General features: G+C 71.8%; 22 protein-coding genes and 1 tRNA gene. 13 read left to right on the plus strand and 10 right to left on the minus strand.

Going from position 1 to position 22,884, the window contains the following annotated elements:
* Window positions 1-118: 118 nt before the first annotated feature.
* The 5 genes from ABZ930_RS12400 (at window position 119) to ABZ930_RS12420 (ending at window position 6,795) form a co-directional block, all read left to right on the plus strand.
* Window positions 119-1,321, plus strand: coding sequence for a sensor domain-containing protein (locus ABZ930_RS12400; protein ID WP_361545641.1), 1,203 nt, complete (start codon window positions 119-121; stop codon window positions 1,319-1,321).
* Window positions 1,322-1,435: 114 nt separating this feature from the next.
* On the plus strand, window positions 1,436-2,815 hold the full coding sequence (locus ABZ930_RS12405; RefSeq protein ID WP_361545643.1) for a sensor domain-containing protein: 1,380 nt from the start codon (window positions 1,436-1,438) through the stop codon (window positions 2,813-2,815).
* A gap of 136 nt (window positions 2,816-2,951) precedes the next feature.
* Window positions 2,952-3,611 (plus strand): response regulator transcription factor, encoded by a 660-nt coding sequence (locus ABZ930_RS12410; RefSeq protein ID WP_361545725.1) that lies wholly within the window; start codon window positions 2,952-2,954, stop codon window positions 3,609-3,611.
* 165 nt (window positions 3,612-3,776) lie between these two features.
* The gene (locus ABZ930_RS12415; RefSeq protein ID WP_361545645.1) at window positions 3,777-5,714 is read left to right on the plus strand and encodes a 2-oxoacid:acceptor oxidoreductase subunit alpha; all 1,938 of its coding nucleotides are present in this window, start codon (window positions 3,777-3,779) and stop codon (window positions 5,712-5,714) included.
* Window positions 5,707-6,795 carry a 2-oxoacid:ferredoxin oxidoreductase subunit beta gene (locus ABZ930_RS12420; RefSeq protein ID WP_361545648.1) on the plus strand — a complete coding sequence of 363 codons (1,089 nt, stop codon included), beginning with the start codon at window positions 5,707-5,709 and terminating at the stop codon, window positions 6,793-6,795. The genes ABZ930_RS12415 and ABZ930_RS12420 overlap by 8 nt, the downstream gene beginning before the upstream one ends.
* A 70-nt stretch (window positions 6,796-6,865) precedes the next feature.
* On the opposite strand, the gene ABZ930_RS12425 is transcribed toward ABZ930_RS12420, so the two are convergent.
* The 5 genes from ABZ930_RS12425 to ABZ930_RS12445 all read right to left on the minus strand — a co-directional run bounded on the left by ABZ930_RS12425 (window position 6,866) and on the right by ABZ930_RS12445 (window position 9,367).
* Window positions 6,866-7,102 carry a hypothetical protein gene (locus ABZ930_RS12425; protein WP_361545651.1) on the minus strand — a complete coding sequence of 79 codons (237 nt, stop codon included), beginning with the start codon at window positions 7,100-7,102 and terminating at the stop codon, window positions 6,866-6,868.
* Between the two features lie 99 nt (window positions 7,103-7,201).
* Window positions 7,202-7,672 carry a DUF6082 family protein gene (locus ABZ930_RS12430; protein WP_361545653.1) on the minus strand — a complete coding sequence of 157 codons (471 nt, stop codon included), beginning with the start codon at window positions 7,670-7,672 and terminating at the stop codon, window positions 7,202-7,204.
* A 110-nt stretch (window positions 7,673-7,782) separates the two neighbouring features.
* Window positions 7,783-7,935 carry a hypothetical protein gene (locus ABZ930_RS12435; RefSeq protein WP_361545656.1) on the minus strand — a complete coding sequence of 51 codons (153 nt, stop codon included), beginning with the start codon at window positions 7,933-7,935 and terminating at the stop codon, window positions 7,783-7,785.
* 276 nt (window positions 7,936-8,211) lie between these two features.
* Complete coding sequence (locus ABZ930_RS12440) at window positions 8,212-8,739, minus strand: DUF6082 family protein (protein WP_361545659.1); 528 nt, start codon at window positions 8,737-8,739, stop codon at window positions 8,212-8,214.
* 220 nt (window positions 8,740-8,959) lie between these two features.
* Window positions 8,960-9,367, minus strand: coding sequence for a helix-turn-helix domain-containing protein (locus ABZ930_RS12445; protein WP_361545662.1), 408 nt, complete (start codon window positions 9,365-9,367; stop codon window positions 8,960-8,962).
* Window positions 9,368-9,465: 98 nt separating this feature from the next.
* Between ABZ930_RS12445 and ABZ930_RS12450 the strand changes: the two genes are divergently transcribed.
* The 3 genes from ABZ930_RS12450 (at window position 9,466) to ABZ930_RS12460 (ending at window position 11,915) form a co-directional block, all read left to right on the plus strand.
* Window positions 9,466-10,323: an SDR family oxidoreductase gene (locus ABZ930_RS12450; protein ID WP_361545664.1), complete on the plus strand. Its 858-nt coding sequence runs from the start codon at window positions 9,466-9,468 to the stop codon at window positions 10,321-10,323.
* A gap of 125 nt (window positions 10,324-10,448) precedes the next feature.
* Window positions 10,449-11,429, plus strand: coding sequence for an EamA family transporter RarD (gene rarD, locus ABZ930_RS12455; protein WP_361545666.1), 981 nt, complete (start codon window positions 10,449-10,451; stop codon window positions 11,427-11,429).
* A 36-nt stretch (window positions 11,430-11,465) separates the two neighbouring features.
* Window positions 11,466-11,915, plus strand: a complete 450-nt coding sequence (locus ABZ930_RS12460; protein WP_361545669.1) for a VOC family protein — start codon at window positions 11,466-11,468, stop codon at window positions 11,913-11,915.
* A gap of 25 nt (window positions 11,916-11,940) precedes the next feature.
* Here the strand turns inward: ABZ930_RS12460 and ABZ930_RS12465 are convergent, their stop codons facing one another.
* Window positions 11,941-12,789, minus strand: coding sequence for an oxidoreductase (locus ABZ930_RS12465; protein WP_361545672.1), 849 nt, complete (start codon window positions 12,787-12,789; stop codon window positions 11,941-11,943).
* A 127-nt stretch (window positions 12,790-12,916) separates the two neighbouring features.
* On the opposite strand from ABZ930_RS12465, the gene ABZ930_RS12470 reads away from it, so the two are divergent.
* Window positions 12,917-13,828 carry a LysR substrate-binding domain-containing protein gene (locus ABZ930_RS12470; protein ID WP_361545675.1) on the plus strand — a complete coding sequence of 304 codons (912 nt, stop codon included), beginning with the start codon at window positions 12,917-12,919 and terminating at the stop codon, window positions 13,826-13,828.
* 59 nt (window positions 13,829-13,887) lie between these two features.
* Window positions 13,888-14,514: an NAD(P)H-dependent oxidoreductase gene (locus ABZ930_RS12475; RefSeq protein ID WP_361545678.1), complete on the plus strand. Its 627-nt coding sequence runs from the start codon at window positions 13,888-13,890 to the stop codon at window positions 14,512-14,514.
* 3 nt (window positions 14,515-14,517) lie between these two features.
* On the opposite strand, the gene ABZ930_RS12480 is transcribed toward ABZ930_RS12475, so the two are convergent.
* From ABZ930_RS12480 to ABZ930_RS12495, 4 genes are all read right to left on the minus strand, one after another.
* Complete coding sequence (locus ABZ930_RS12480; RefSeq protein WP_361545681.1) at window positions 14,518-15,405, minus strand: ABC transporter permease; 888 nt, start codon at window positions 15,403-15,405, stop codon at window positions 14,518-14,520.
* Window positions 15,392-16,351: an ABC transporter ATP-binding protein gene (locus tag ABZ930_RS12485; RefSeq protein WP_361545684.1), complete on the minus strand. Its 960-nt coding sequence runs from the start codon at window positions 16,349-16,351 to the stop codon at window positions 15,392-15,394. Before ABZ930_RS12485 ends, ABZ930_RS12480 begins: the two co-directional genes overlap by 14 nt.
* 78 nt (window positions 16,352-16,429) lie before the next feature.
* Window positions 16,430-17,647: a DUF2092 domain-containing protein gene (locus ABZ930_RS12490; protein WP_361545687.1), complete on the minus strand. Its 1,218-nt coding sequence runs from the start codon at window positions 17,645-17,647 to the stop codon at window positions 16,430-16,432.
* A gap of 219 nt (window positions 17,648-17,866) precedes the next feature.
* Window positions 17,867-18,877: a polyprenyl synthetase family protein gene (locus tag ABZ930_RS12495; RefSeq protein ID WP_361545690.1), complete on the minus strand. Its 1,011-nt coding sequence runs from the start codon at window positions 18,875-18,877 to the stop codon at window positions 17,867-17,869.
* A 305-nt stretch (window positions 18,878-19,182) separates the two neighbouring features.
* On the opposite strand from ABZ930_RS12495, the gene ABZ930_RS12500 reads away from it, so the two are divergent.
* From ABZ930_RS12500 to ABZ930_RS12510, 3 genes are all read left to right on the plus strand, one after another.
* Window positions 19,183-20,688: a peptide MFS transporter gene (locus tag ABZ930_RS12500; protein ID WP_361545693.1), complete on the plus strand. Its 1,506-nt coding sequence runs from the start codon at window positions 19,183-19,185 to the stop codon at window positions 20,686-20,688.
* A 9-nt stretch (window positions 20,689-20,697) separates the two neighbouring features.
* Window positions 20,698-22,707 carry a CocE/NonD family hydrolase gene (locus ABZ930_RS12505; RefSeq protein WP_361545696.1) on the plus strand — a complete coding sequence of 670 codons (2,010 nt, stop codon included), beginning with the start codon at window positions 20,698-20,700 and terminating at the stop codon, window positions 22,705-22,707.
* A gap of 99 nt (window positions 22,708-22,806) precedes the next feature.
* Window positions 22,807-22,879, plus strand: a tRNA-Asn gene (locus ABZ930_RS12510).
* Window positions 22,880-22,884: the final 5 nt, after the last annotated feature.

Genomic DNA, 22,884 nt, shown 5'->3' on the forward strand with positions numbered 1-22,884 from the left:
AGGAACGGTAAGCAGCCCGGTGCCGGGCGTGTGGTCGGCGAGGTGGGGTTATCCCCCGTTCCTCCCGGGCGGTCCGCCTCATGGCGCGGCCCGTCGGGCACAGGGCACTCTTTCGGTTATGACCGACCCCCTCCTCGCTCCCGACGCCACGGACGGCATCCCCGACGGCACGGGCGACGACCGTCCCGTGCTGCCGCCGGCGCGTCTCGCCCTCGACCGGCACACCTGGAAGGAGATCGCGTATCTCCTGAGCAGCTTCCCGCTGGCGATCCTCGGCTTCGTGTACGCCGTGACGATGCTGGCGCTCGGCGCCGGGCTGACGGTGACCGTGATCGGGCTGCCGCTGATCGCCGGCGGGCTGCGCGGCGCGCGGCTGCTGGCGCGGGCGGAGCGGGCCAGGGCCCGGGCGCTGCTCGGCGTGCGGATCGACGAGCCGAGCCCGCTGCCGGTGCGGAACGCGGGCGGGTTCTTCTCCTGGCTGTGGAACGGCCTGAAGGACCCGGTGGGCTGGCGGGCGGTGCTGTACGAGGTGATCCGGCTGCCGTGGAGCGTGCTGACGTTCGCGCTGATGCTGCCGTCGCTGCTGGTGCTGTGGCCGGTGCTGCCGTTCATCGCGCGGGGTCTGGCCAACGCGGACCGGGCGATGATCCGCGCGCTGCTCTCGCCGTCGGACGAGCTGGAGGCGCGGATCGCCGAACTGGAGTCCGACCGGGGCGTCGTGGTCGACACGGCCGCCGCCGACCTGCGCCGCATCGAGCGCGACCTGCACGACGGCGCGCAGGCCCGCCTGGTGAACCTGGCGATGGGCCTGGGCCTCGCGAAGGAGAAGCTCCTGGAGGACCCGGATGCGGCGGCCGCGATGGTCGACGAGGCGCACGGCGAGGTGAAGCTCGCCCTCCAGGAGCTGCGCGACCTGGCCCGCGGCATCCACCCGGCGGTCCTCACCGACCGCGGCCTGGACGCGGCCCTGTCCTCCGTCGCCGCCCGCTGCACGGTCCCGGTGAAGGTGACGGCCGAGCTGCCCGCCCGGCCCGCCGAGGCGATCGAGGGCATCGCCTACTTCACCGTCTCCGAGCTGCTGCAGAACATCAGCAAGCACAGCCGGGCCACGGAGGCGAGCGTCGACGTGTGGCGCAGCGGCGACCGGCTGATGCTCCAGGTCCAGGACGACGGGGTGGGCGGGGCGAGCCTCGACAAGGGCACCGGCATGTCGGGGCTCGCGGAGCGGCTGGGCGCGGTGGACGGCCTGTTCGTCGTGGACTCGCCGCAGGGCGCCGGCACCACGGTGACGGCCGAGCTGCCCTGGCGCGACCGGGGGTAGGGAAAACCCCCGGTCCAAGACGCCGACCCACCGCATGGCCCGGTCCCCCGTCGCCGAGGACCCTGGAATCAGAACGGCTCACCAGCCCTCTCAGCAGAAACGGACGGCACTCCGATGGCCTCGCAGCAGTACGGATACGGCGACGAGTACGCGTACTCGTACGACGACCATGGCCCGCAGTACGGCGACCGCGCCCCGCGCCGCGGTCCGAACCGGCTCCCGGCCTGGCTGCGCGCGCCCGTCGAGGGCCGGGCCTGGCGGGAGTTCTGCTACCAGCTGCTGTCCCTGCCGATCAGCATCGTCTTCTTCGTGTGGACGGTGACGATGGTGTCGCTCGGCGCGGGCCTGCTGATCACCTTCATCGGGGTGCCGGTGCTCGCGGCCGCTCTCGCCGGGGCGCGCGGTCTCGGCGCCCTGGAGCGGACCCGGGCGCGCGGCCTGCTCGGCCTGGACGTCGGCACGCCGGAGCCGGTGCGCCCGCGCAAGGGCGGCGGCCCGCTGGCGTGGATGGGCGCGACGCTCAAGAGCGGCGTCTCGTGGCGGCACCTGCTGTACGGGGTGCTGCACTTCCCGTGGGCGGTCTTCGCGTTCTCGGTGTCGCTGACGTTCTGGGCGACGGGCTGGTCGCTGCTCACGTACCCGCTGTGGCGCTGGGTCTTCCCGATGTACGCGGGTCAGGGCGGTCTGCAGCTCTACGGCGACGCCCACCACTCCGTGTATCTGGACAACCCCTTCGAGATCACGGTCACCGCGCTGGCCGGTCTGCTCGTCGTGCTGGCGACGCCGTGGATCGTCCGGGGCCTGACGACGGTGGACCGGCTGATGGTCGGCGGTCTGCTCGGCCCGTCGCGGCTCGCCTCGCGCGTGGTGCAGCTGGAGTCGGACCGGGGCGTCGTGGTCGACACGGCCGCCGCCGACCTGCGCCGCATCGAGCGCGACCTGCACGACGGCGCGCAGGCCCGCCTGGTCAGCCTCGCCATGGAGCTGGGGCTGGCGAAGGAGAAGCTCACCGAGGACCCCGAGGCCGCCGCGCGCATGGTCGACGAGGCGCACGGCGAGGTGAAGACCGCGCTCCAGGAGCTGCGCGACCTGGCCCGCGGCATCCACCCGGCGGTCCTCACCGACCGCGGCCTGGACGCGGCCCTGTCCTCCGTCGCCTCGCGCTGCACCGTGCCGGTGACGGTGGAGGTGGACCTCGACGAGCGCCCGGCGCCCGCCATCGAGGGCATCGCCTACTTCACCGTCTCCGAGCTGCTGCAGAACGTCAGCAAGCACAGCCGGGCGACCCGGGCCACGGTCGACGTGTGGCGCAGCGGCGACCGGCTGATGCTCCAGGTCCAGGACAACGGGGTGGGCGGCGCGGCGGCCGACGCCGGTTCGGGTCTCGCGGGCCTGACCGGGCGGCTCGACGCGGTCGACGGGATCCTCCTGGTCGACTCGCCCTCCGCCGGGCCGACCCGGGTGACCGCCGAGCTGCCGTGGCGGCGGGCGTAGCTCCCGCCCACGGCCCGGGGCAATCGCGCCGCTCACCCCCGCCCACCCGCGGTTCCTGCGATGCTGGTCCTGTTCATGACTGCCCCGGTGCCAGGTGTGCCGGGGCGCTGGGGGGCCGAAAATCGTGGAGGACAGGGTGCGGGTGGTCATCGCCGAGGATTCAGTGCTGCTCAGGGAGGGGCTGACCCGGCTGCTGACCGACCGCGGACTCGAGGTCGTCGCCGGGGTCGGCGACGGCGAGGCGCTGGTCAAGACCATCACCGAGCTGGGCGAGCAGGCACAGCTCCCGGACGTGGTCGTGGCGGACGTCCGGATGCCGCCCACGCACACGGACGAGGGCGTGCGCGCGGCGGTGCAGCTGCGCGCCAGGTTCCCCGACCTCGGGGTCCTGGTCCTGTCGCAGTACGTGGAGGAGCAGTACGCCACCGAACTGCTGGCCGGATCGAGCCGCGGCGTGGGCTATCTGCTCAAGGACCGGGTCGCCGAGGTCCGGGAGTTCGTGGACGCGGTCGTGCGGGTCGCCGAGGGCGGCACCGCGCTCGACCCGGAGGTCGTCGCCCAGCTGCTCGGCCGCAGCCGCAAGCAGGACGTCCTCGCGAACCTCACCCCGCGCGAGCGCGAGGTCCTCGGCCTGATGGCGGAGGGCCGGACGAACTCGGCGATCGCCCGGCAGCTCGTGGTGAGCGACGGCGCGGTCGAGAAGCACGTGAGCAACATCTTCCTGAAGCTGGGCCTGTCGCAGAGTGACGGGGATCACCGCCGGGTTCTGGCCGTCCTGACCTACCTGAACTCCTGATCACCTGACACCCTGTCAGATACGGGCGGCGCCGACCATCACTCATTTCTCGATCCAGGATGCGATTGCTCAGAGGAAGGTGACCCTTACAGACGTAGGGTGGGCCTGGGGAAGGCCGGTGGGACGGCCTTGCCCGCACAGCCGCCTCGAGGGAGGTCCAGTTCAGTGACGAGCCAGGTCAGTAGCGCAGCCGAGCAGGCCGACAGTGCTGTGGTCGGGGAACAGCGCACACCTGAGAGTGAATCCAGCAAGGACGTACGGCGTCTGGACCGGGTGATCATCCGGTTCGCGGGCGACTCCGGTGACGGTATGCAGCTCACGGGCGACCGGTTCACCTCGGAGACCGCCTCGTTCGGCAACGACCTCTCCACCCTGCCGAACTTCCCGGCCGAGATCCGGGCCCCCGCCGGCACCCTGCCGGGCGTCTCCTCCTTCCAGCTGCACTTCGCCGACCACGACATCCTGACGCCGGGCGACGCGCCCAACGTCCTGGTGGCGATGAATCCGGCGGCCCTGAAGGCGAACATCGGGGATGTGCCGCGCGGCGCCGAAGTCATCGTCAACACGGACGAGTTCACCAAACGGGCGATGGCGAAGGTCGGTTACGCGGCCAGCCCGCTGGAGGACGGCTCGCTCGACGGCTTCCACGTCCACCCGGTCCCGCTGACCACGCTCACCGTGGAGGCGCTCAAGGAGTTCGACCTCTCCCGCAAGGAGGCCGAGCGCTCCAAGAACATGTTCGCGCTGGGCCTGCTGTCGTGGATGTACCACCGGCCGACCGAGGGCACGGAGAAGTTCCTCAAGGCGAAGTTCGCCAAGAAGCCCGAGATCATGAAGGCCAACCTCACGGCGTTCCACGCGGGTTGGAACTTCGGCGAGACGACCGAGGACTTCGCGGTCTCCTACGAGATCGCCCCGGCCACCACGGCCTTCCCGGTCGGCACCTACCGCAACATCTCGGGGAACCTGGCGCTGTCCTACGGCCTGATCGCGGCCTCGCGCCAGGCGGATCTGCCGCTGTACCTGGGCTCGTACCCGATCACCCCGGCCTCGGACATCCTGCACGAGCTGTCGAAGCACAAGAACTTCGGCGTGCGCACCTTCCAGGCGGAGGACGAGATCGCCGGGATCGGCGCCGCGCTGGGCGCGGCCTTCGGCGGCAGCCTCGCGGTGACGACGACGTCCGGGCCGGGGGTGGCGCTGAAGTCGGAGACGATCGGCCTCGCGGTCTCCCTCGAACTCCCGCTGCTGGTGGTGGACATCCAGCGCGGCGGCCCGTCCACCGGCCTGCCCACCAAGACCGAGCAGGCGGACCTGCTCCAGGCGATGTACGGGCGCAACGGCGAGGCACCGGTCCCGGTCGTCGCCCCCTGCACCCCGGCCGACTGCTTCGACGCGGCCGTGGAGGCCGCCCGGATCGCGGTCACCTACCGCACCCCGGTCCTGCTCCTCTCCGACGGCTACCTGGCCAACGGCTCGGAGCCGTGGCGGATCCCCGAGGTCGACGAACTCCCGGACCTGCGCGTGCAGTTCGCGACCGGCCCGAACCACACGCTGGACGACGGCACCGAGGTCTTCTGGCCGTACAAGCGCGATCCGCAGACGCTGGCCCGCCCGTGGGCGATCCCCGGCACGCCGGGCCTGGAGCACCGGATCGGCGGCATCGAGAAGCAGGACGGCACGGGCAACATCTCGTACGACCCGGCCAACCACGACTTCATGGTCCGCACCCGGCAGGCCAAGATCGACGGCATCGAGGTGCCGGACCTCGAGGTCGACGACCCGGCCGGCGAGGCCCGCACCCTGGTGCTCGGCTGGGGCTCGACGTACGGCCCGATCACCGCGGCGGTCCGCCGGCTGCGCACCGCCGGGGAACACATCGCGCAGGCCCATCTGCGCCATCTCAACCCGTTCCCGCGGAATCTGGGCGAGGTCCTGAAGCGTTACGACAAGGTGGTGATTCCCGAGATGAACCTCGGCCAGCTCGCCACCCTCGTCCGGGCGAAATACCTGGTGGACGCGGACTCGTACAACCAGGTCAACGGTATGCCGTTCAAGGCTGAGCAGCTCGCCACGGCTCTCAAGGAGGCCATCGATGGCTGACACGCAGACCACGGAGGGAACCGGGGGTGGCGCGGAGACGCTTCTGTCGCTCGTCCCCAAGGCCGAGGCCAAGCAGTCCATGAAGGACTTCAAGTCCGATCAGGAAGTGCGCTGGTGCCCCGGCTGCGGTGACTACGCGATCCTCGCCGCCGTCCAGGGCTTCATGCCCGAACTCGGCCTGGCGAAGGAGAACATCGTCTTCGTCTCCGGCATCGGCTGCTCCTCCCGCTTCCCGTACTACATGAACACGTACGGGATGCACTCCATCCACGGCCGCGCCCCGGCCATCGCGACGGGCCTGGCCTCCTCCCGCCGCGACCTGTCGGTCTGGGTGGTCACCGGCGACGGCGACGCCCTCTCCATCGGCGGCAACCACCTGATCCACGCGCTGCGCCGCAACGTGAACCTGAAGATCCTGCTCTTCAACAACCGGATCTACGGCCTCACCAAGGGCCAGTACTCCCCCACCTCCGAGGTCGGCAAGATCACCAAGTCGACCCCGATGGGTTCGCTGGACGCGCCCTTCAACCCGGTCTCGCTGGCGATCGGCGCGGAGGCGAGCTTCGTGGCCCGCACCGTCGACTCCGACCGCAAGCACCTGACCTCGGTGCTGCGCGCGGCCGCCGACCACCAGGGCACGGCCCTCGTCGAGATCTACCAGAACTGCAACATCTTCAACGACGGCGCCTTCGAGGTGCTGAAGGACAAGCAGCAGGCCGAGGAGGCGGTGATCCGCCTGGAGCACGGGCAGCCGATCACCTTCGGCGCGGACGCGTCCAAGGGGGTCGTGCGCGATCCCGCCACCGGCGACCTAAAAGTCGTCCCGGTCACGGACGACAACCGCTCCGACATCCTGGTCCACGACGCCCACGCCGCGTCCCCGACGACGGCCTTCGCGCTCTCCAGGCTCGCCGACCCGGACACCCTGCACCACACGCCCATCGGCGTCCTGCGCAGCGTCGAACGGCCGGTCTACGACACGCAGATGGCCGACCAGCTGGACGCCGCCATCGAGCGGGACGGCAAGGGCGACCTCGCCGCGCTGCTCGCGGGCGGCGACACCTGGACCGTCGTCGGCTGACCGCGCGCCGTACGCAAGGGGCCGGCCCACCTTTGTGGTGGGCCGGCCCTTTATGTGCACCCAGCCGCCCTCAGGAGTCCGGTATGTCGCGCTTGGCGCGGACCAGAGTGTCCCGGGAGACGACGACTATGCGCTCGTGGTCGGCCGGGGCTGTGCCCATCGGCAGCCACCTGCGCAGGGTCTCGGTCGCCTCGGTGCCGATCACGGCGAAGTTCCCGTCGGACAGCTCGAAGATGTCCGGGCAGGTCTCGCCGGTTCGGCTGCCCCGCAAGCGTGGCGGGTCTCCTATGCGACGCACAACTTGCATGGTGCTGCTCCTTTCGTTCCGGGTGCACCAACAGCCCCGGCGGCACTCAGTTACGCCGTTCCCCGGAACGCACCCCGAACGCACGCACCTAGTCAGCGCCTACCCCACGACCCACCACTCCTCCAGATCGTCCAGCCGCTCGTCCACGATCGCGTCGAGGGCCCGTCCGATCCGCGCCTCCAGCGAGTGCTCCGGGAGGTCGCCGCGCTGATCGGCGGTGGCCTGCCAGTAGTGGCGGAAGATCCGGTTCCGGCTGAGGATCTTGAGGCTGCCGAGCAGCTCGCCCCGGTCGATCGCGCCGATCTGATAGGTCAGCAGCAGGAGGCCGTAGTGCCGGTTGATGAAGAGCAGTTGGCGGCGCCGCTCCTCGTCGAGGCCGTCCAGGGTGCTGAGCGCCGCCGCGAGCACCGGGTCGTCGATGGCCCGGTCGAGCTGCTCCATGAACAGGCTCTGCGTACGGATCAGATTGGCCCTGCGCAGCTCCGTCGCCGCGTCGGCGAGGCCCAGCGCGATGGCGCCGAGCGCACCGGCGAGCGACCCGATCCAGTCCTCCTGCCGCGGTACGTCCATCGCGCGACCACCCCCGTCACCCAGTGTGCCGAGCGGCGCACGGCACCGCCGGACCACAGCAGGGGGCGCACGGAGGGACGCCCCGCCCCTGCGGTGCGCCCCTCCACGGTTCAGGCGTCGGGGATGTCGCGGCGGGCCCGGACCAGGGTGTCCCGGTCCACCACGACGAGCCGCTGTCCCGGGCCGAGGGCCACGCCCGGTGGCAGTTCGGCGTCGAAGGCCGCGCCGATCACCGCGAAGTCCCCGTCGGTCAGCTGGAACACGTCGGGGCACCCTTCACCCGTCACACAGCCCCGCACCCGGGGGGCGTCTCCCAGACGGTGGTGAATCTTCAACTTTTTCCTCTCCACAGGGGCGGGGAGGAAAGGACACCGGCGGAGGAGCCCCCGCCTGCCGCCCCCTCAGCGGAAGGCGGCCGCAGCGTACCGCCATCGCGACACGAGGGCAGGAAGAAGCCGCCCCCGACAGGTAACGCTCCCACCCGGCAATTGGTCACTGAACGTGACACGCGCGGGTCCCGAATCAGCACTTCGGCGTATTCAGGGATTCGGCGTGTCCTGGGAGCCCACGACCCACCACTCCTCGGGCTCTTCGGCCAGTTCCTCCAGCATCGCGTCGACCATCTGCCCCGCGCGCCCCTCCAGTGACGACTCGGGATAGCTGCGGCGATGGTCCACCGTGCGTCCCCAGTACTCGCGGAAGAGATCGTTGCGGCACAACACCCTGAGCTGGCCCAGCGTCTCGTTCCACGTCAGCATGCCGACCCGGTGGGCCAGCAGCACCACGGCGTACTCCCGGTTCACGAAGAGCATCTGCCGTCGCTTCTGGACCGTCAGGCTGGGCAGCGTGCTCAGCGCCGCGGCCAGCGTCGGGTCGTCGATCGCGCGGTCCATCTGATCCAGTGCCACACGCTGGGCCTGGACGACGTTCGCGCGATGCATCTCCTCTGCCACCCTGGCGAGCTGGCCGATCAGCTGGAGCAGCAGCTCCTCTCTGCGCCGGCCGCGGTCGAGCCCCGACCGCAGCCGGCCGCCGATCTTCCTCAGCGGCGATACCCGTGTCCCCATGTCAAAGATGAACCCCCGAATTCGGAACGGCGACGAGCGTCCCACCTTCAGAATGCCGGGCGGCATACCACAGCGCGGGAGGCGGACGGGGGGCGCACGGAAGGATGGCGGGTTCGGTGTGGACCGACGCCCCGTCCAGGCGTCTGCCCGGCATCGGGCACGGCCATTCCGGCCGAACGGCCCTCGATGACCAAGCCGCCCTCCGCGCGGGTAAGTTACGTCACCCGGCCGACCCGGAGAGCCGGGTCTCGTCGTACCTCGCCCGCGCCTCGCCCACCGCGTCCATGCGCCGCTCGGTCCACTCCGCGAGCGCCCGCACCTGCTCGGCCGCCTCCCGGCCCAGCGCGGTGAGCGAATAGTCGACGCGCGGCGGGATCACGGGCTTGGCGTCGCGGTGGACGATGCCGTCGCGCTCCAGGGTCTGAAGGGTCTGGGTGAGCATCTTCTCGCTGACCCCGCCGATCTCCCGGCGCAGCTCACTGAAGCGGAACGAACGCTCGGAGAGCGCGAGCAGCACCAGGACGCCCCAGCGGCTCGTGACGTGCTCCAGGACGAGGCGCTGGGGGCAGAGCCCTTCACCGGGCGTCATCGTCCACTCCCGGACCTTGCTCACCTTGCTTACTCCCATGCCAGTACCTTACTTCAAAGTGGGTACTTACGAATCCACAGTGCAGGCTTTACGGTGAGGGAGAACGCGCAACAAGCCGCATCAAGGAGTTTTCGGACATGGGTCTCGTCGTCACCGGTGCCACCGGCCACCTCGGCCGTCTCGTCGTCGAAGGGCTGCTCGCCGCGGGGGTGCCCGCCGGGGACATCGCCGCGGTCGTCCGCAGCCAGGAGAAGGGGGCCGCTCTCGCCGCCCGCGGCGTCGAGCTGCGGATCGCCGACTACAGCGCGCCCGACACGCTGAAGAACGCCTTCCGGGCGGGCGACCGCGTGCTGTTCGTCTCCGGCAGCGAGGTCGGGCAGCGGGCGGCCCAGCACCAGGCCGTGATCGACGCCGCGAAGGGGGCCGGGGTCGCGCTGCTCGCGTACACCGGTGTCCTGGGCGGCCCCGACGCCGACTTCGCCCTGGCCGACGAGCACAAGGTCACCGAGCAGGCGATCCTCGACTCGGGGCTGCCGTACACGTTCCTGCGCAACGGCTGGTACCACGAGAACTACACGGAGAACCTGGCCCCGGTCCTGGAGCACGGCGCCGTCCTGGCGAGCGCCGGCGAGGGCCGCGTCGCCTCGGCCTCGCGCGCCGACTACGCCGCGGCCGCCGTCGCCGTGCTGACCGGCGAGGGCCACGAGAACCGGGCCTACGAGCTCAGCGGCGACACCGCCTGGTCGCTCGCCGAGTACGCGGCCGAGGTGGCCCGGCAGTCCGGCAAGGACGTCGCCTACCGGAACGTGACGCCGGAGCAGAACCGCGAGGTGCTGGTCGGCGCGGGCCTCCCGGCCCCCTTCGCCGACATCCTCGTGGACGTCGACGCCGCCATCGCCAAGGGCCTGCTCGCGCGCGGCGACGGCGACCTCTCGCGACTCATCGGCCGCCCGACCACGCCGCTCGCCGACGCCGTCGCGCAGGCCCTGAAGTAACCCCTTCCGGAGCCTCCGGAACCGTCAGGACCGTATCGCGATACGGGAATGACAGGCCTCGCCCCGCGGCGCTACCTTCGAGGTGGCCGCCGCGGGGCTGCCGTGCGTCTGGAGGAGGGGCTGCGTTGGCCGAGGGCGAGAACGAGAAGCAGAGCCGGTCCGGGCTCGTCAACGGCGCGTCGGCCTATGTGATGTGGGGGCTGGTCCCCCTCTTCTGGCCGCTGCTCGAACCGGCGGGCGCCGGGGAGATCCTGGCCCACCGGATGGTGTGGTCGCTGGTCGTGGTGGGCGTCGCGCTGCTCTTCGTCCGCAAGTGGGCCTGGCTGCGCGAGCTGCTGCGCCAGCCCCGGCGGCTCGCCCTGGTGACCGTCGCCGCGGCCGTCATCACCGTGAACTGGGGCCTGTACATCTGGTCGGTGAACGCCGGGCACGTGGTCGAGGCGTCCCTGGGCTACTTCATCAATCCGCTCGTCTCCATCGGGCTCGGCGTGCTGCTGCTCGGGGAGCGGCTGCGGCCCGCGCAGTGGGCGGCCGTGGGGACCGGGCTGCTCGCGGTGCTGGTGCTCGCGATCGGGTACGGGCAGCCGCCGTGGATCTCGCTGGCGCTGGCCTTCTCGTTCGGCACGTACGGCCTGGTGAAGAAGAAGGTCAATCTGAGCGGGGTGGAGTCGCTGGCCGCCGAGACCGCCGTGCAGTTCCTGCCCGCGCTCGCGTATTTGGTGTGGCTCGGCACCCAGGGGCGGCTGACGTTCGCCCAGGAGGGCCCCGGGCACGCGGCGCTGCTGGCCGCGACCGGCATCGTCACGGCGATCCCCCTGGTCTGCTTCGGCGCCGCCGCGATCCGGGTGCCGCTCACCACGCTCGGGCTGCTGCAGTATCTGGCGCCGGTGTTCCAGTTCGCCCTCGGCATCCTGTACTTCCACGAGGCCATGCCGGCCGAGCGGTGGGCCGGATTCGGGCTCGTATGGGCCGCGCTGGCGGTGCTGACCTGGGACGCGCTGCGCACCGCGCGGGCCGGCCGGGTGCGCCTGGCGCGGGCGGCGGCGGCCGCCGCCGCCGTCCCCGACCCGGCCGGGACCGGCGTGCAGCGGGAGTCCGCGCGCTGAGCGGTCTTTGTCAGTGCCCGGCCCTATAACTGACGCATGACCCTGCACTGGAAACTCGTCGTGGACGCCGCCGACCCGCACGCCCAGGCCGTCTTCTGGGCCGCCGCGCTCGGCTATGAGGTGGAGGACAACGCCGCACTGATCGAGCAGCTGCTCGGCCTCGGCGCGCTGCCCGAGGAGGAGACCGTCGAGTTCCAGGGGCGGCGCGCCTTCCGCGACCTGATCGCCGTGCGCCACCCGGACGACCCGGTCGACGAGCGGACCGGGTCCGGGCTCGGCCGGCGGGTGCTGTTCCAGAAAGTGCCCGAGGCCAAGACCGTCAAGAACCGGCTGCACCTGGACGTCCACGCGGAGCAGGGGCGGCGCGACGCCGAGGCCGAGCGGATCGCCGGCCTCGGCGCGCGCGTCCTGGAGCGGGTGAAGGCCCAGGGCGGCGAGTGGATCGTGATGGCGGACCCGGAGGGGAACGAGTTCTGCGTGTGCTGACCCCACGCCCCGGGCCCGGGCGGCGTCAGCTGTCGAAGTCCGTGCCCCGGGACGTCTTCTCCCACGTGGCGAGGTCGGCCCGCTGGGCGTCCAGGTGGGCGAGGACGGCGTCCACCGCGTCCCCGCCGAGCGGCAGGCGCAGCGGTGTCGTCTCCGCGTCGAGGGCGAGCCGGATCGCGGCGGCGGCCTTGGCGGGGTCGCCGGGCTGGAGACCGTCGGAGCTCTCCACCATCCGCCGGGTGGCCCCGGCCGTCTCGGTGTACTCGGGCATCGACTCGGAGAAGTAGGCGGCGCCCTTGCCGAAGAGGTTGGTGCGGAAGGCGCCGGGCTCCACGACGAGGACCTTGATCCCGTACGGCGCGACCTCGGCGACCAGCCCCTCGGAGAGCTGCTCCAGGGCGGCCTTCGTCGCGCTGTACGCGGAGAATCCGGCGAAGGAGAGCTGGCCGCCGACGCTGCTCATGTTGACGATGGCGCCGCTGCCCCGCTCCCGCATCTGCGGCAGCAGCGCCCGGGTCAGCCGGGCCGGGCCGAAGACGTGCAGGTCGAACAGGTCCCGCAGTTCGGCGTCGGTGGTCTCCTCGAAGGCGCCGACCTGGGTGCGGCCCGCGTTGTTGACGAGGACGTCGACGCGGCCGTAGCGGGCCAGGACCTCGGCGGCCACGGCGTCGACCCGCTCGCCGTCGGTGATGTCGAGGGAGATCGCCTCGACCTGGTCGGGGTGGGCGGCGACCAGGCTGTCCAGGGCCTCGGCGCGGCGCGCGGTGCCGATCACCGTGTCGCCCGCGGCGACGGCCGCCTCGGCGATCGCCCGGCCGAAGCCACTGGTCGCGCCGGTCACGAGCCACACCTTGGTGCTGTTGTCGCTGGTCATTCCGGTTCCCCTCCGCATGATCCGTCACTTCTTCTCAACTGCCGTCCGGGGCTTGCCCCTTGGCATGTCTTCATCCTGCTTCCGCGGACCGGCCCGCGTCCAAGACCTCCCGTGATAGCCATGGGTTATGGACGTCCATGGGCGCGATCTGCGCTACTTCACCGCGGTCGCCGACGAGTTGAACTTCACCCGGGCCGCCGAGCGGCTGTACGTCTCCCAGCCCGCCCTGAGCAAGCAGATACGGGCCCTCGAGCGGCAGCTCGGTGCCGAGCTGTTCGTGCGCGACCGGCGCACCGTGCGGCTGACGGGGGTGGGCGCGGCGCTGCTCCCGCACGCTCGCGCGCTGCTCGCGGCCTGGGAGAGCGCCGAGGAGGACGTCCGCCGGGCCCGCACCGCCGAGCGGAACGCGCTGGTCGTCGGCATGTCGACCAGCCCCGGGCGCGGTCTGCTGCCGGCCCTGCGCTCGCGCCTGCTGGCCGGTCATCCCGACGCGCGGCCCACGCTCCACCAGGTCGGCTGGGCCGATGCGAGCGCAGGGCTCGCGGACGGTTCGAGCGACGTCGCCTTCGTCTGGCTGCCGCTGCCCGACGGGGAGCTGTACCGGTCGGTGGTGGTCGCGGAGGAGCCCCGGCTCGTGGCGCTGCCGCCGGGCCACCGGCTGGCGGGGCGGGACGCGGTGGACTTCGCGGAGCTGCTCGACGAGCCGTTCCTCGCACTGCCCGCGGAGGCGGGGGCGCTGCGGGACTACTGGCTGGCCCTGGACGCGCGCGCCGGGCGGGCGCCCCGGATCGGCGGGGTGGTGGGCAGCGCCGAGGAGACCCACGAGGCGGTGGCCAACGGGCAGGGGGTGGTGCTGCTCGCCGTCGGCAACGCCCCGCTGATCGTCCGCGACGAGGTGAGCGCCGTGCCGGTGCGCGGGGTCTCCCCCTCCCGGCTCGCGGTGGCCGCCCGGCGCGACGACACCCGCCCCCTGGTGCGCGCGTACCTGGCCGCCGCCTCGGCGGTCGCCGGGCCGGAGAAGACCCCTACCGCCGATTAAATGCATCTGCATATACTGCATGCGCACCTATCCGGCGTACGCGCAGCACTGGGGGAACCATGACCTCGACCGGCACGACCATCGCCACGACCACGGAGACCGGCGCCGCCCGCAGCTTCCTCTTCGTCCTCGGCAGCAGCCGTCCCGGCGGCAACACCGAGGCGCTGGCCCGCAAGGCCGCCGAGCAGCTGCCGCCGGACGTCACGCAGCGCTGGATCGACCTCGCCGAGCATCCGCTCCCCGACTTCGAGGACCTGCGCCACGACAGCGACCACGTCCGGCCGACGGAGGGCCCCACGGCCGTGCTCCTGGACGCGACGCTGGCGGCCACCGACCTCGTGATCGCCTCGCCGCTGTACTGGTACGCGGTCTCCGCCTCCACCAAGCGCTACCTGGACCACTGGTCGGGCTGGCTGCGCACCCCGGGCGTCGACTTCAAGAAGACCCTCGCCGGGCGCACCCTGTGGGGCGTCACCGCGCTCGCGCACGAGGAGCCCGAGGTCGCCGACCCGCTGGTGGGAACCCTCAACAACTCGGCCGCGTACCTGGGCATGCGGTTCGGCGGCGTCCTGCTCGGCAACGGCAGCAAGCCCGGTGACGTGCTCAACGACGAGGCGGCGCTGCGCGAGGCCAAGACGTTCTTCGCCCGGGAGGCCCCGCTCGCCGCGTTCCCCTACGAGCGGTAGCGGTCAGGCGGTGACGTCCTTCGCCGTGAAGCGGGCCCAGGCCGCCGAGCCGAACACGGCCGCGTACAGCGCCTGGATCTCCAGGTTCTTGACCAGGTCGGTCCAGTAGACCGGTTCGCGCATCAGGTCGGCGAAGGACAGCCACTGGTGGGAGAAGAAGTACGGCTGGATCGCGTGCAGCTGCGGGATCTGGTCGAGGATCTGGACGGTGATCAGCAGCCCCACCGTGGTCGCCATCGCCGCGATACCGCTGCCGGTGAGCGTCGAGACGAACAGGCCGAGCGCGGCGATCCCGAGCAGCGAGGCCGCCACCACCAGGGCGATGAGGAAGGCCCGCCACAGGCCGTCCCCGAAGCCGATCCGCGTACCGGAGATGGTGACCAGGTCGCCGAGCGGGAAGAGGATCGCTCCGGTGATCAGCGCCGAGACCGCCACGGCCAGGGTCGCCACGAGGCAGAACGCCATGGTCGTGGCGTACTTGGTGAGCAGCAGGCGGGTGCGGCCCGCGGGGGCGACGAGCAGATAGCGGAGCGTTCCGGCGTTGGCCTCGCCCGCGATCGCGTCGCCCGCGACCACCCCGACCGACATCGGCAGGAAGAACGGCAGGGTCGCCGCCAGCGAGGTGAAGACCAGGAACAGGCCGTTGTTCGTGATCTGCGCGATGAAGGCCGGGCCGCCCGCGCCCTCGCCGCCGCCCCCGCCCATCCCCCCGCCGTCGCTCGTCTCGATCTTGACGGCGATGCCGATGAGGACCGGCACCCCGGTCAGGACCGCCAGCAGGGCGAGCGTGCGCCAGCGGCGGAAGGTGATCGCCAGCTCGGAGCGCAGCAGCCCGAGGGTCCACAGCGCCCGGACCGGCGCCGGCGGCGCCGCCGCCTCAGCCCGCGACATCGAAGCCCTCCCCGGTCAGCGCGACGAACGCGTCCTCCAGGGACGCCCGCTCGACGCCGAACCCGCGCACCCGCACCCCGGCCTCCACGAGGGCCGTGTTCAGATCCGCCAGGTCCGTCTCCGGGGGCGGCGGCTCGGCCGTCACCTGATCACCCGCCGCCGCCAGAACCGTGATGCCGTGCTCCTTCAGTACGCGGCGGGCGTCCGCCGGGTCCGGGGTGGTGACGGTGAGCCTGCCGCGGGCGCCGGCGGCCAGGTCGGCGACCGGGCCCTGGGTGAGGAGCCGGCCCTGCGCCATCACGGCCGCGTGGGTGCAGACCTGCTCGATCTCGTCGAGGAGGTGCGAGGAGAGGAAGACGGTCGTGCCGTCGGAGGCCAGCTCCCGCACCAGGGTTCTGATCTCGCGCATGCCCTGCGGGTCCAGACCGTTCGTCGGTTCGTCCAGGACGAGCAGTCTGCGCGGCTGGAGCAGGGCGGCGGCCAGGCCCAGGCGCTGCTTCATGCCCAGCGAGTACGCCTTCGCCTTCTTGGCCGCGGCGGACGTCAGGCCCACCCGGTCCAGGGCCCGCCCGACCCGGGCGCGACGGGTGCGCGGATCGGCGGTGGGGTCCGCCGCGTCGAAGCGCAGCAGATTGTCCCGGCCGGACAGGAACCCGTACAGGGCGGGCCCCTCGATCAGCGCGCCCACCTGCGGCAGCACGCTGCGCACCGCGCGCGGCATGGGGCTGCCGAGCACCCGGGCGGTGCCGCCGGTCGGCTCGATCAGTCCCATGAGCATGCGGATGGTGGTGGTCTTGCCCGAGCCGTTCGGCCCGAGGAAGCCGAAGACGGCGCCCTCCGGGACGGTCAGGCTGAGCCGGTCCACGGCCAGCTGGCCCCCGCGGTACCGCTTGGTGAGCTCCCGGGTCTCGATCACCGAGACGGCCGGGCCGGCCGACGCCGCCATACCCCTCCTCGCATGCCGGACGGTGAGGAGGCGGTGCGCACCGCCTCCTCACCGTCACCGTCCGCCGCCGGTCCGGGCTCAGCCCGCGTCGGCCGCCTTGACCAGCGCGTCCTTGGTGACCGCGCCCGCGTAAACCGTGCCGTCCTGGGTGACCAGCACGTTGACCAGGCGCGTCGAGTAGACCGTGCCCGAGCCGAAGTCGCCCTTCACCCGGTCCCCGAGCGAGCTCAGGAACTTCTGGGCGTCGCCGGGCATGTCGGCGGTGCCCGCCCCCGAGGCCAGCCCCGCCGCCTCCTTCGGCAGCTTCAGCTCGGCGATCGACGTCCAGCCCTCGCCGATCACCTTCAGCCCGTCGAGGCCCTCGGCGCCCTTGAACTCCTCGGGCACCTTGCCCTGCCGGTCCTGGGCCGGCAGGTCGTCGGCCTCGGTGACCTTGGTGCCCTTCGCCGGCTTGTAGTCGAAGGTGGACGCGGCGGGCTTGCCGAAGTCGACGCTGGTGAAGCCCGCGTCGACGACGGCCGCGCCGCCGCTCGCCGGGGTCAGCGTGAACTTCAGCGGCGTACCGGTCTTCGCGTCCACGGCGACCGTGACCGCGCCGACCGTCGAGCCGGACTGCTTCGGCTTGATCTGCAGCCGGTAGGCGTCCCGGCCCGCGACCTGCGCCGTGCCGTCGACGGTGATCGAGGTGGTGTCGCCGGACGCCTTGAGGATCTCGTCGGTCAGCTCCTTGGGCGTCGCGGGCGCCTCGGAACCGCGCGGTTTGTGCTGGTCCTTGCCCGCGGCACGGTCGGTGGTGGCGTGGTACGCCTCGTCCGACGCGCTGTCGTAGGCCCACAGGTCGTCGCCGTTGTGGATCACGCTGTACTCGGACGCGTCGTCGAGCACCGACAGCTTCTGCCGGTCCTGGCCGTCCGCGGCGACCCGCAGCGTGTGGGTGCCGCTCGCCAGCTCGGTCAGCTTCTCCTTCGGGTCGGCCGACGAGGAGTCCTTGCCGCCGCCCCCGCCGCCCCCGCCGAACGAGGACGCGGCGCCGCCCAGCGAGGGCAGCCCCAGATCCGTGTGGATCTTGACGGTGCCGGAGAGCTGCTCGGTGTCCGACGCGGCGATCTTCTCGATGAGCTCCTGGGCGGTGACCTTCGGCAGGTCCGGGTCGCCGGAGTCGGCGAGCGCCGGGACGAGCCCGATCGCCGCCGCGGCGACTCCCACCACGGCCACCGGGACCGCGTACCGGACGGCTTTGCGGCGCAGCGCGCTCTGGCCGGCGCCCTGGCTGTCTTCGGTTTCGTACGGTGCCATGTCTGTTGCCCTACCTCCGTGATCGGCGGCGGCGTCCACCCCAAGCCGCCATTCTCACCCGAATTGGTCGGGAGTGGTGTACTCAATCTGACCAAACCGGCCACGGAGAGGCGTCAGCCCGCGGGATCAACTCCGCGTACACCTACGGGATGACACGGAGGGACCGACCCTTGGGTGTGACCTGAGTCACACCCGGCTCGGTCCCCCGACAGCGCCGCCCTAACCGGCGCGGTGCACCACCGCGTCGCACAGCTCCACCAGCGTCACCTTCGCCTCGCACTCGGGGAGCGGGGCGAGGGCCGCGCGGGCGTCCTCCGCGTAGCGCACCGTGTCCTTGCGGGCCTGCTCCAGGGCCGGGTGGGCCCGCAGCCGCGCGACGGCCTCGGCGAGCCGGGCGTCGTCGGTCAGGTCCGCGTCGAGCAGCTCGACGAGCTCCCGGTCCTCCGCGAGCCCCAGGCGCTCCGCGCGCTCGCGCAGCCGCAGCACCGGCAGCGTGGGGATGCCCTCGCGCAGGTCGGTGCCCGGGGTCTTGCCGGACTCGTGCGCGTCGGAGGCGATGTCGAGCACGTCGTCGGCGAGCTGGAAGGCGACGCCGAGCCGCTCCCCGTACTGCGTCAGGACGTCCACGACCGTCTCGTCGGCGCCGGACATCATGGCGCCGAAGCGGCAGGCCACGGCGACCAGCGAGCCGGTCTTGCCGCCGAGCACGTCCAGGTAGTGGTCGACCGGGTCGCGGCCGTCGGCCGGGCCCGCGGTCTCCAGGATCTGGCCGGTGACCAGACGCTCGAACGCCTCCGCCTGGATGCGGACGGCGTCCGGGCCGAGGTCGGCGAGGATGTGCGAGGCGCGGGCGAAGAGGAAGTCGCCGGTGAGCACGGCCACCGAGTTGCCCCAGCGGGCGTTGGCGCTGGGCACCCCGCGGCGCACGTCCGCCTCGTCCATCACGTCGTCGTGGTAGAGCGTGGCCAGGTGGGTCAGCTCGACGACGACGGCGGAGGGCACGACACCCGGCGCGTACGGGTCGCCGAACTGGGCGGCGAGCGCCACGAGCAGCGGGCGGAACCGCTTGCCCCCGGCTCGCACGAGGTGCTGGGCGGCCTCCGTGATGAAGGGAACCTCGCTCTTGGTGGCCTCGAGCAGTCCCTCCTCGACAGCCGCCAATCCGGCCTGGACATCGGCTTCGAGAGCCTGGTCCCTCACGCTGAGACCGAAAGTCCCGACGACGGTCACGAGTGGGTCTCCTGTCTGCTGACGATCACGACGATCACATGGCGAAACGCGGTCGATCTCGGCCGGTCCCTCGGCCGGTCCCGACGGTGCTTCGGACCTCGCTCGCAACGTCGCTCCCGGCTTCGATCTCGATCGATCATTCGGTCGATGACACGGATTGTCGATGTGTCGCTGTCATCACCCAAGTCAGCGTATCCGGTCGCGTTTCGATCACAGGGGGCACCTGCCCGTGCAACCCAGATCGAGCGGGTCCCAGACACCCCCGGTATGTTCTTGATCAGCCGATACGACCGGGAGTATGCCTCTTGTCCCGCACCGCCACCGACCCCGACAGCGCGGCCGACCAGCCGCCGCCGGGCGACGACACCGCCTTCTTCGGGCAGCCGCGCGGGCTGCTCACGCTGTCGGGCCTGGAGGTCTGGGAACGCTTCTCGTTCCTGGGCATGCAGGCCATTCTCGTCCTGTTCTTCGCCGACACCGTCGCACACGGCGGCATGGGCATGGACCCCGGCACGGCCGCGTCGGTCTCGGCCGCGTACGGCACGCTGGTCTATCTGGTCTCCGTCGCGGGCGGCTGGCTCGCCGACCGGATCCTCGGCTCCTACCGCGCGGTGCTGTGGGGCGGCGTCCTCATCGCCTGCGGCCACTACTCCATGGCGGTGCCGACCGCCACGATGACCTGGGTGGGCCTCGGTCTGATCAGCGCCGGCACCGGCCTGCTCAAGCCGAACGTCGCCACCATGGTCGGCAAGCTCTACCGCACCGACGACGAGCGCCGCGACGCCGGCTTCGCCCTGTACTACATGGGCATCAACATCGGCGCCTTCGCCGGACCGCTGATCACCGGCTGGCTCGGCGACCACAAGGGCTGGCACTGGGGCTTCTCCGCGGCCGCGGTCGGCATGACCTTCGGCCTGATCCAGTACGTGGCCGGGCGCCGCCACCTGGCCGGGCGCAAGGCCACCGCCGAGTTCCGGCTGCCCGACGACGCGCTGCGCCGGGCGGTCCGCACGATCGTGATCGGCGCCGTCGTGGTGGCCGCGCTCGCCGGGATCCTGGCGGCCGCGGGCTGGCTGACCATGGACCGCTTCGTCGACCTGCTGACGATCATCTCGGTGATCGCGCCGGTCGTGTACTTCGTGGTGATGTTCAGGAGCCCCCGGGTCACGACGGAGGAGCGCGGCCGGCTCAAGCCCTACGTGGTGCTCTTCCTGGCCTCGGTCGCCTTCAACTTCATCCTGTTCCAGGCCTACTCCACGATGATGCTGCTGGCCTCGACGAACGCGCGGACCGAGATCTTCGGCTTCCACTTCCCGGCCAGCTGGTACGCGTCCGCCCTCGGCGCCTTCGAGGTGGCGCTCGCGCCCGTCGTGGCCACCGTGTGGGCGCGGATGGGCCCGCGCCAGCCGCACGCCTCCAACAAGATCGCCATCGGCGTGATCCTCGGCGGTCTGTCCTTCGTCCTCATGGTGCTGCCCACGTCGGGCCACAGCGGCGACACCTACCTGATGTCCGCCTGGTGGATCGTCGGCTCGTACCTGCTGCTCGGCCTCGGCGACATCCTGCTGGAGACGTCGGGCATGTCGGCGACCACGAAGCTGGCCCCGAAGGCCTTCGCCAACCAGACGATGTCGCTCTGGTTCCTCTCCCTCGCCCTCGCCAACGGCATCCAGGCGCAGACCGTGAAGCTCTACGGCGAGGTCTCCAACCCCGCGTACTTCGGCGTCAACGGCGCCATCGCCATCGCGGTCGGCGTCGCCGTCATCGCCCTGGCGCCGTGGCTGCGCCGCACCATGCACCCCGTTCACTGAGGTATCCCCATGAGCCCTGCATCTCCCCGCATCCAGACCGAGTTCCCCTACGGCACGACCCGCGAGGACATTCGCGTACCCCTCTCGGACGGGACGACGCTCTTCGCCCGTGTCTGGCGGCCGGTCACCGACGAACCGGTTCCGGTGCTCCTCGAATACCTCCCGTACCGGCTCTCCGACTGGACCGCGCCCCGCGACTGGCAGCGCCACCCCTGGTACGCGGGCCACGGCTACGCCTCCGTCCGCGTCGACGTGCGCGGCCACGGCAACTCCGAGGGCCTGCCGGGCGACGAGTACGACGCGCAGGAGCTCAGCGACGGCGTCGAGGTCGTCGAGTGGCTGGCCGAGCAGCCCTGGTCGTCCGGCAAGGTCGGCATGTTCGGCATCTCCTGGGGCGGCTTCAACTCCCTCCAGATCGCGGCCCTCGCCCCGGAACCCCTGAAGGCGATCGTCACGGTCTGCTCCGCGGACGACCGCTACGACAACGACGTGCACTACACGGGCGGTTCGGTCCTCGCCGTCGACATGCACGCCTGGGCGGCCACGATGCTGGCGTTCGTGTCGCGCCCGCCGGACCCGCAGTTCGTCGGCGACGGCTGGCGGCAGATGTGGACCGAGCGCCTGGAGGCCGTCGACCCGTTCATCCACACCTGGCTGAAGCACCAGACCCGCGACGACTACTGGCGGCACGGCAGCGTCTGCGAGGACTACTCGGCGATCAAGGCCGGTGTCCTGGCGGTCGGCGGCTGGCACGACCCGTACCGCGACACGGTCCTGCGGCTGGTCGAGCACCTCCCGGACGAGCAGGTGCGCGGTCTCATCGGGCCGTGGTCGCACCAGTACCCGGACCGCGGCCTGCCGCCCGGCCCGGCGATCGGCTTCCTCCAGGAGACGCTGCGCTGGTGGGACCACTGGCTGAAGGGCGAGGACACCGGGGTGCTGGCCGAGCCGAAGCTCCGCTCGTACATCAGCGACTCGCACCCGCCCGCGACCGTCTACGACGAACTGCCCGGCCACTGGGTCGGCGACCCGTCCTGGCCGTCCCCGAACGTCACGACGGTGAGTTACGCGCTCCAGGGCTCCCCCGTCGTCGTCCGCTCCCCGCAGCACACGGGCCTGGACGCGGGCCGCTTCTTCCCGTTCGGCAACGACGCGGACCTGCCGCCCGACCAGCGGGACGAGGACGCCAAGAGCGCCTGCTTCGAGTTCGAGGTGCCGCAGGACGTCCAGGTCCTCGGCCGCCCGCGGGTCAGCCTGCGGGTGTCGTCGGAGGCGTCGCGCGGGCAGATCGTGGCCCGGCTCTGCGACATCGCGCCGGACGGCTCGTCGACGCTGGTGACCCGTGGGGTCCTCAACCTCTCCTCCCGGCACGGCCGGGCGGCGAACGTGCCCTGGCTGCCCGGGTCGACCGAGGACGTCACCTTCGAGCTGAACGGCATCGGCCACTCCTTCCCGGCGGGCCACCGGATCCGGCTCGCGGTCTCCTCGGCGTACTGGCCGTGGGTGTGGCCGCAGGCCGGTTCGCAGGCCGGGTTCACGCTGAACCCGGTGGGCAGCGCGCTGGAACTCCCGGTCAGGTCGGCCGAGCCGGGCGGCACCATCGACTTCGAGGCCCCCGTGCAGTCCCCGCCGCTCGGCGTCGTCTACCCCGCCTCCCTGGAGGAGCAGCGCCCCGAACGCCTCGTCGTCCGGGACGTCGCCAAGGGCGAGTGGAAGCTGGAGGTCGACCCGCGCTACGGCGGCACCCGGATCTACCCGGACGGCCTGGAGTTCACCGAGGACGCGCTGGAGACCTACGTCATCCAGGAGGACGACCCGCTGTCGGCCCGCACCCGCTCCGACTGGTCGATCCGGCTGCACCGGCCCGACATGGCCTGGGACGCGACGGTGCAGACCCGCTCCGAGATCTCCTGCACGGCGACCGAGTTCGTGACGTCGAACGAGGTGGTGTGCCGGGACGGCGGCGAGGTCGTCTTCCACCGGACGTGGGAGGAGCGCATTCCGCGCACTGCGGGGTGACGTTCGTCGGGTGCGGGCCGGTGGGGGCTGGTCGCGCAGTTCCCCGCGCCCCTGAGATGCCTTCGGCATCCAGGGGAGGCTGCGAAGCAACGAGGTCATTCCCCTGTAGCTCAATTGGCAGAGCAGCCGGCTGTTAACCGGCAGGTTACTGGTTCGAGTCCAGTCGGGGGAGCTCGA

The organism is Streptomyces sp. NPDC046716 (genome assembly GCF_040645755.1).
Lineage (GTDB): Bacteria > Actinomycetota > Actinomycetes > Streptomycetales > Streptomycetaceae > Streptomyces.

Bases quoted from the DNA above. Each gene is read 5' to 3' on its own strand.
- ABZ930_RS12400 (WP_361545641.1), top strand. From the start codon at position 119: ATGACCGACCCCCTCCTCGCTCCCGACGCCACGGACGGCATCCCCGAC.
- ABZ930_RS12405 (WP_361545643.1), top strand. From the start codon at position 1,436: ATGGCCTCGCAGCAGTACGGATACGGCGACGAGTACGCGTACTCGTAC.
- ABZ930_RS12420 (WP_361545648.1), top strand. From the start codon at position 5,707: ATGGCTGACACGCAGACCACGGAGGGAACCGGGGGTGGCGCGGAGACG.
- ABZ930_RS12425 (WP_361545651.1), bottom strand. From the start codon at position 7,102: ATGCAAGTTGTGCGTCGCATAGGAGACCCGCCACGCTTGCGGGGCAGC.
- ABZ930_RS12430 (WP_361545653.1), bottom strand. From the start codon at position 7,672: ATGGACGTACCGCGGCAGGAGGACTGGATCGGGTCGCTCGCCGGTGCG.
- ABZ930_RS12440 (WP_361545659.1), bottom strand. From the start codon at position 8,739: ATGGGGACACGGGTATCGCCGCTGAGGAAGATCGGCGGCCGGCTGCGG.
- ABZ930_RS12445 (WP_361545662.1), bottom strand. From the start codon at position 9,367: ATGGGAGTAAGCAAGGTGAGCAAGGTCCGGGAGTGGACGATGACGCCC.
- ABZ930_RS12450 (WP_361545664.1), top strand. From the start codon at position 9,466: ATGGGTCTCGTCGTCACCGGTGCCACCGGCCACCTCGGCCGTCTCGTC.
- ABZ930_RS12460 (WP_361545669.1), top strand. From the start codon at position 11,466: ATGACCCTGCACTGGAAACTCGTCGTGGACGCCGCCGACCCGCACGCC.
- ABZ930_RS12465 (WP_361545672.1), bottom strand. From the start codon at position 12,789: ATGACCAGCGACAACAGCACCAAGGTGTGGCTCGTGACCGGCGCGACC.
- ABZ930_RS12470 (WP_361545675.1), top strand. From the start codon at position 12,917: ATGGACGTCCATGGGCGCGATCTGCGCTACTTCACCGCGGTCGCCGAC.
- ABZ930_RS12475 (WP_361545678.1), top strand. From the start codon at position 13,888: ATGACCTCGACCGGCACGACCATCGCCACGACCACGGAGACCGGCGCC.
- ABZ930_RS12480 (WP_361545681.1), bottom strand. From the start codon at position 15,405: ATGTCGCGGGCTGAGGCGGCGGCGCCGCCGGCGCCGGTCCGGGCGCTG.
- ABZ930_RS12485 (WP_361545684.1), bottom strand. From the start codon at position 16,351: ATGGCGGCGTCGGCCGGCCCGGCCGTCTCGGTGATCGAGACCCGGGAG.
- ABZ930_RS12490 (WP_361545687.1), bottom strand. From the start codon at position 17,647: ATGGCACCGTACGAAACCGAAGACAGCCAGGGCGCCGGCCAGAGCGCG.
- ABZ930_RS12505 (WP_361545696.1), top strand. From the start codon at position 20,698: ATGAGCCCTGCATCTCCCCGCATCCAGACCGAGTTCCCCTACGGCACG.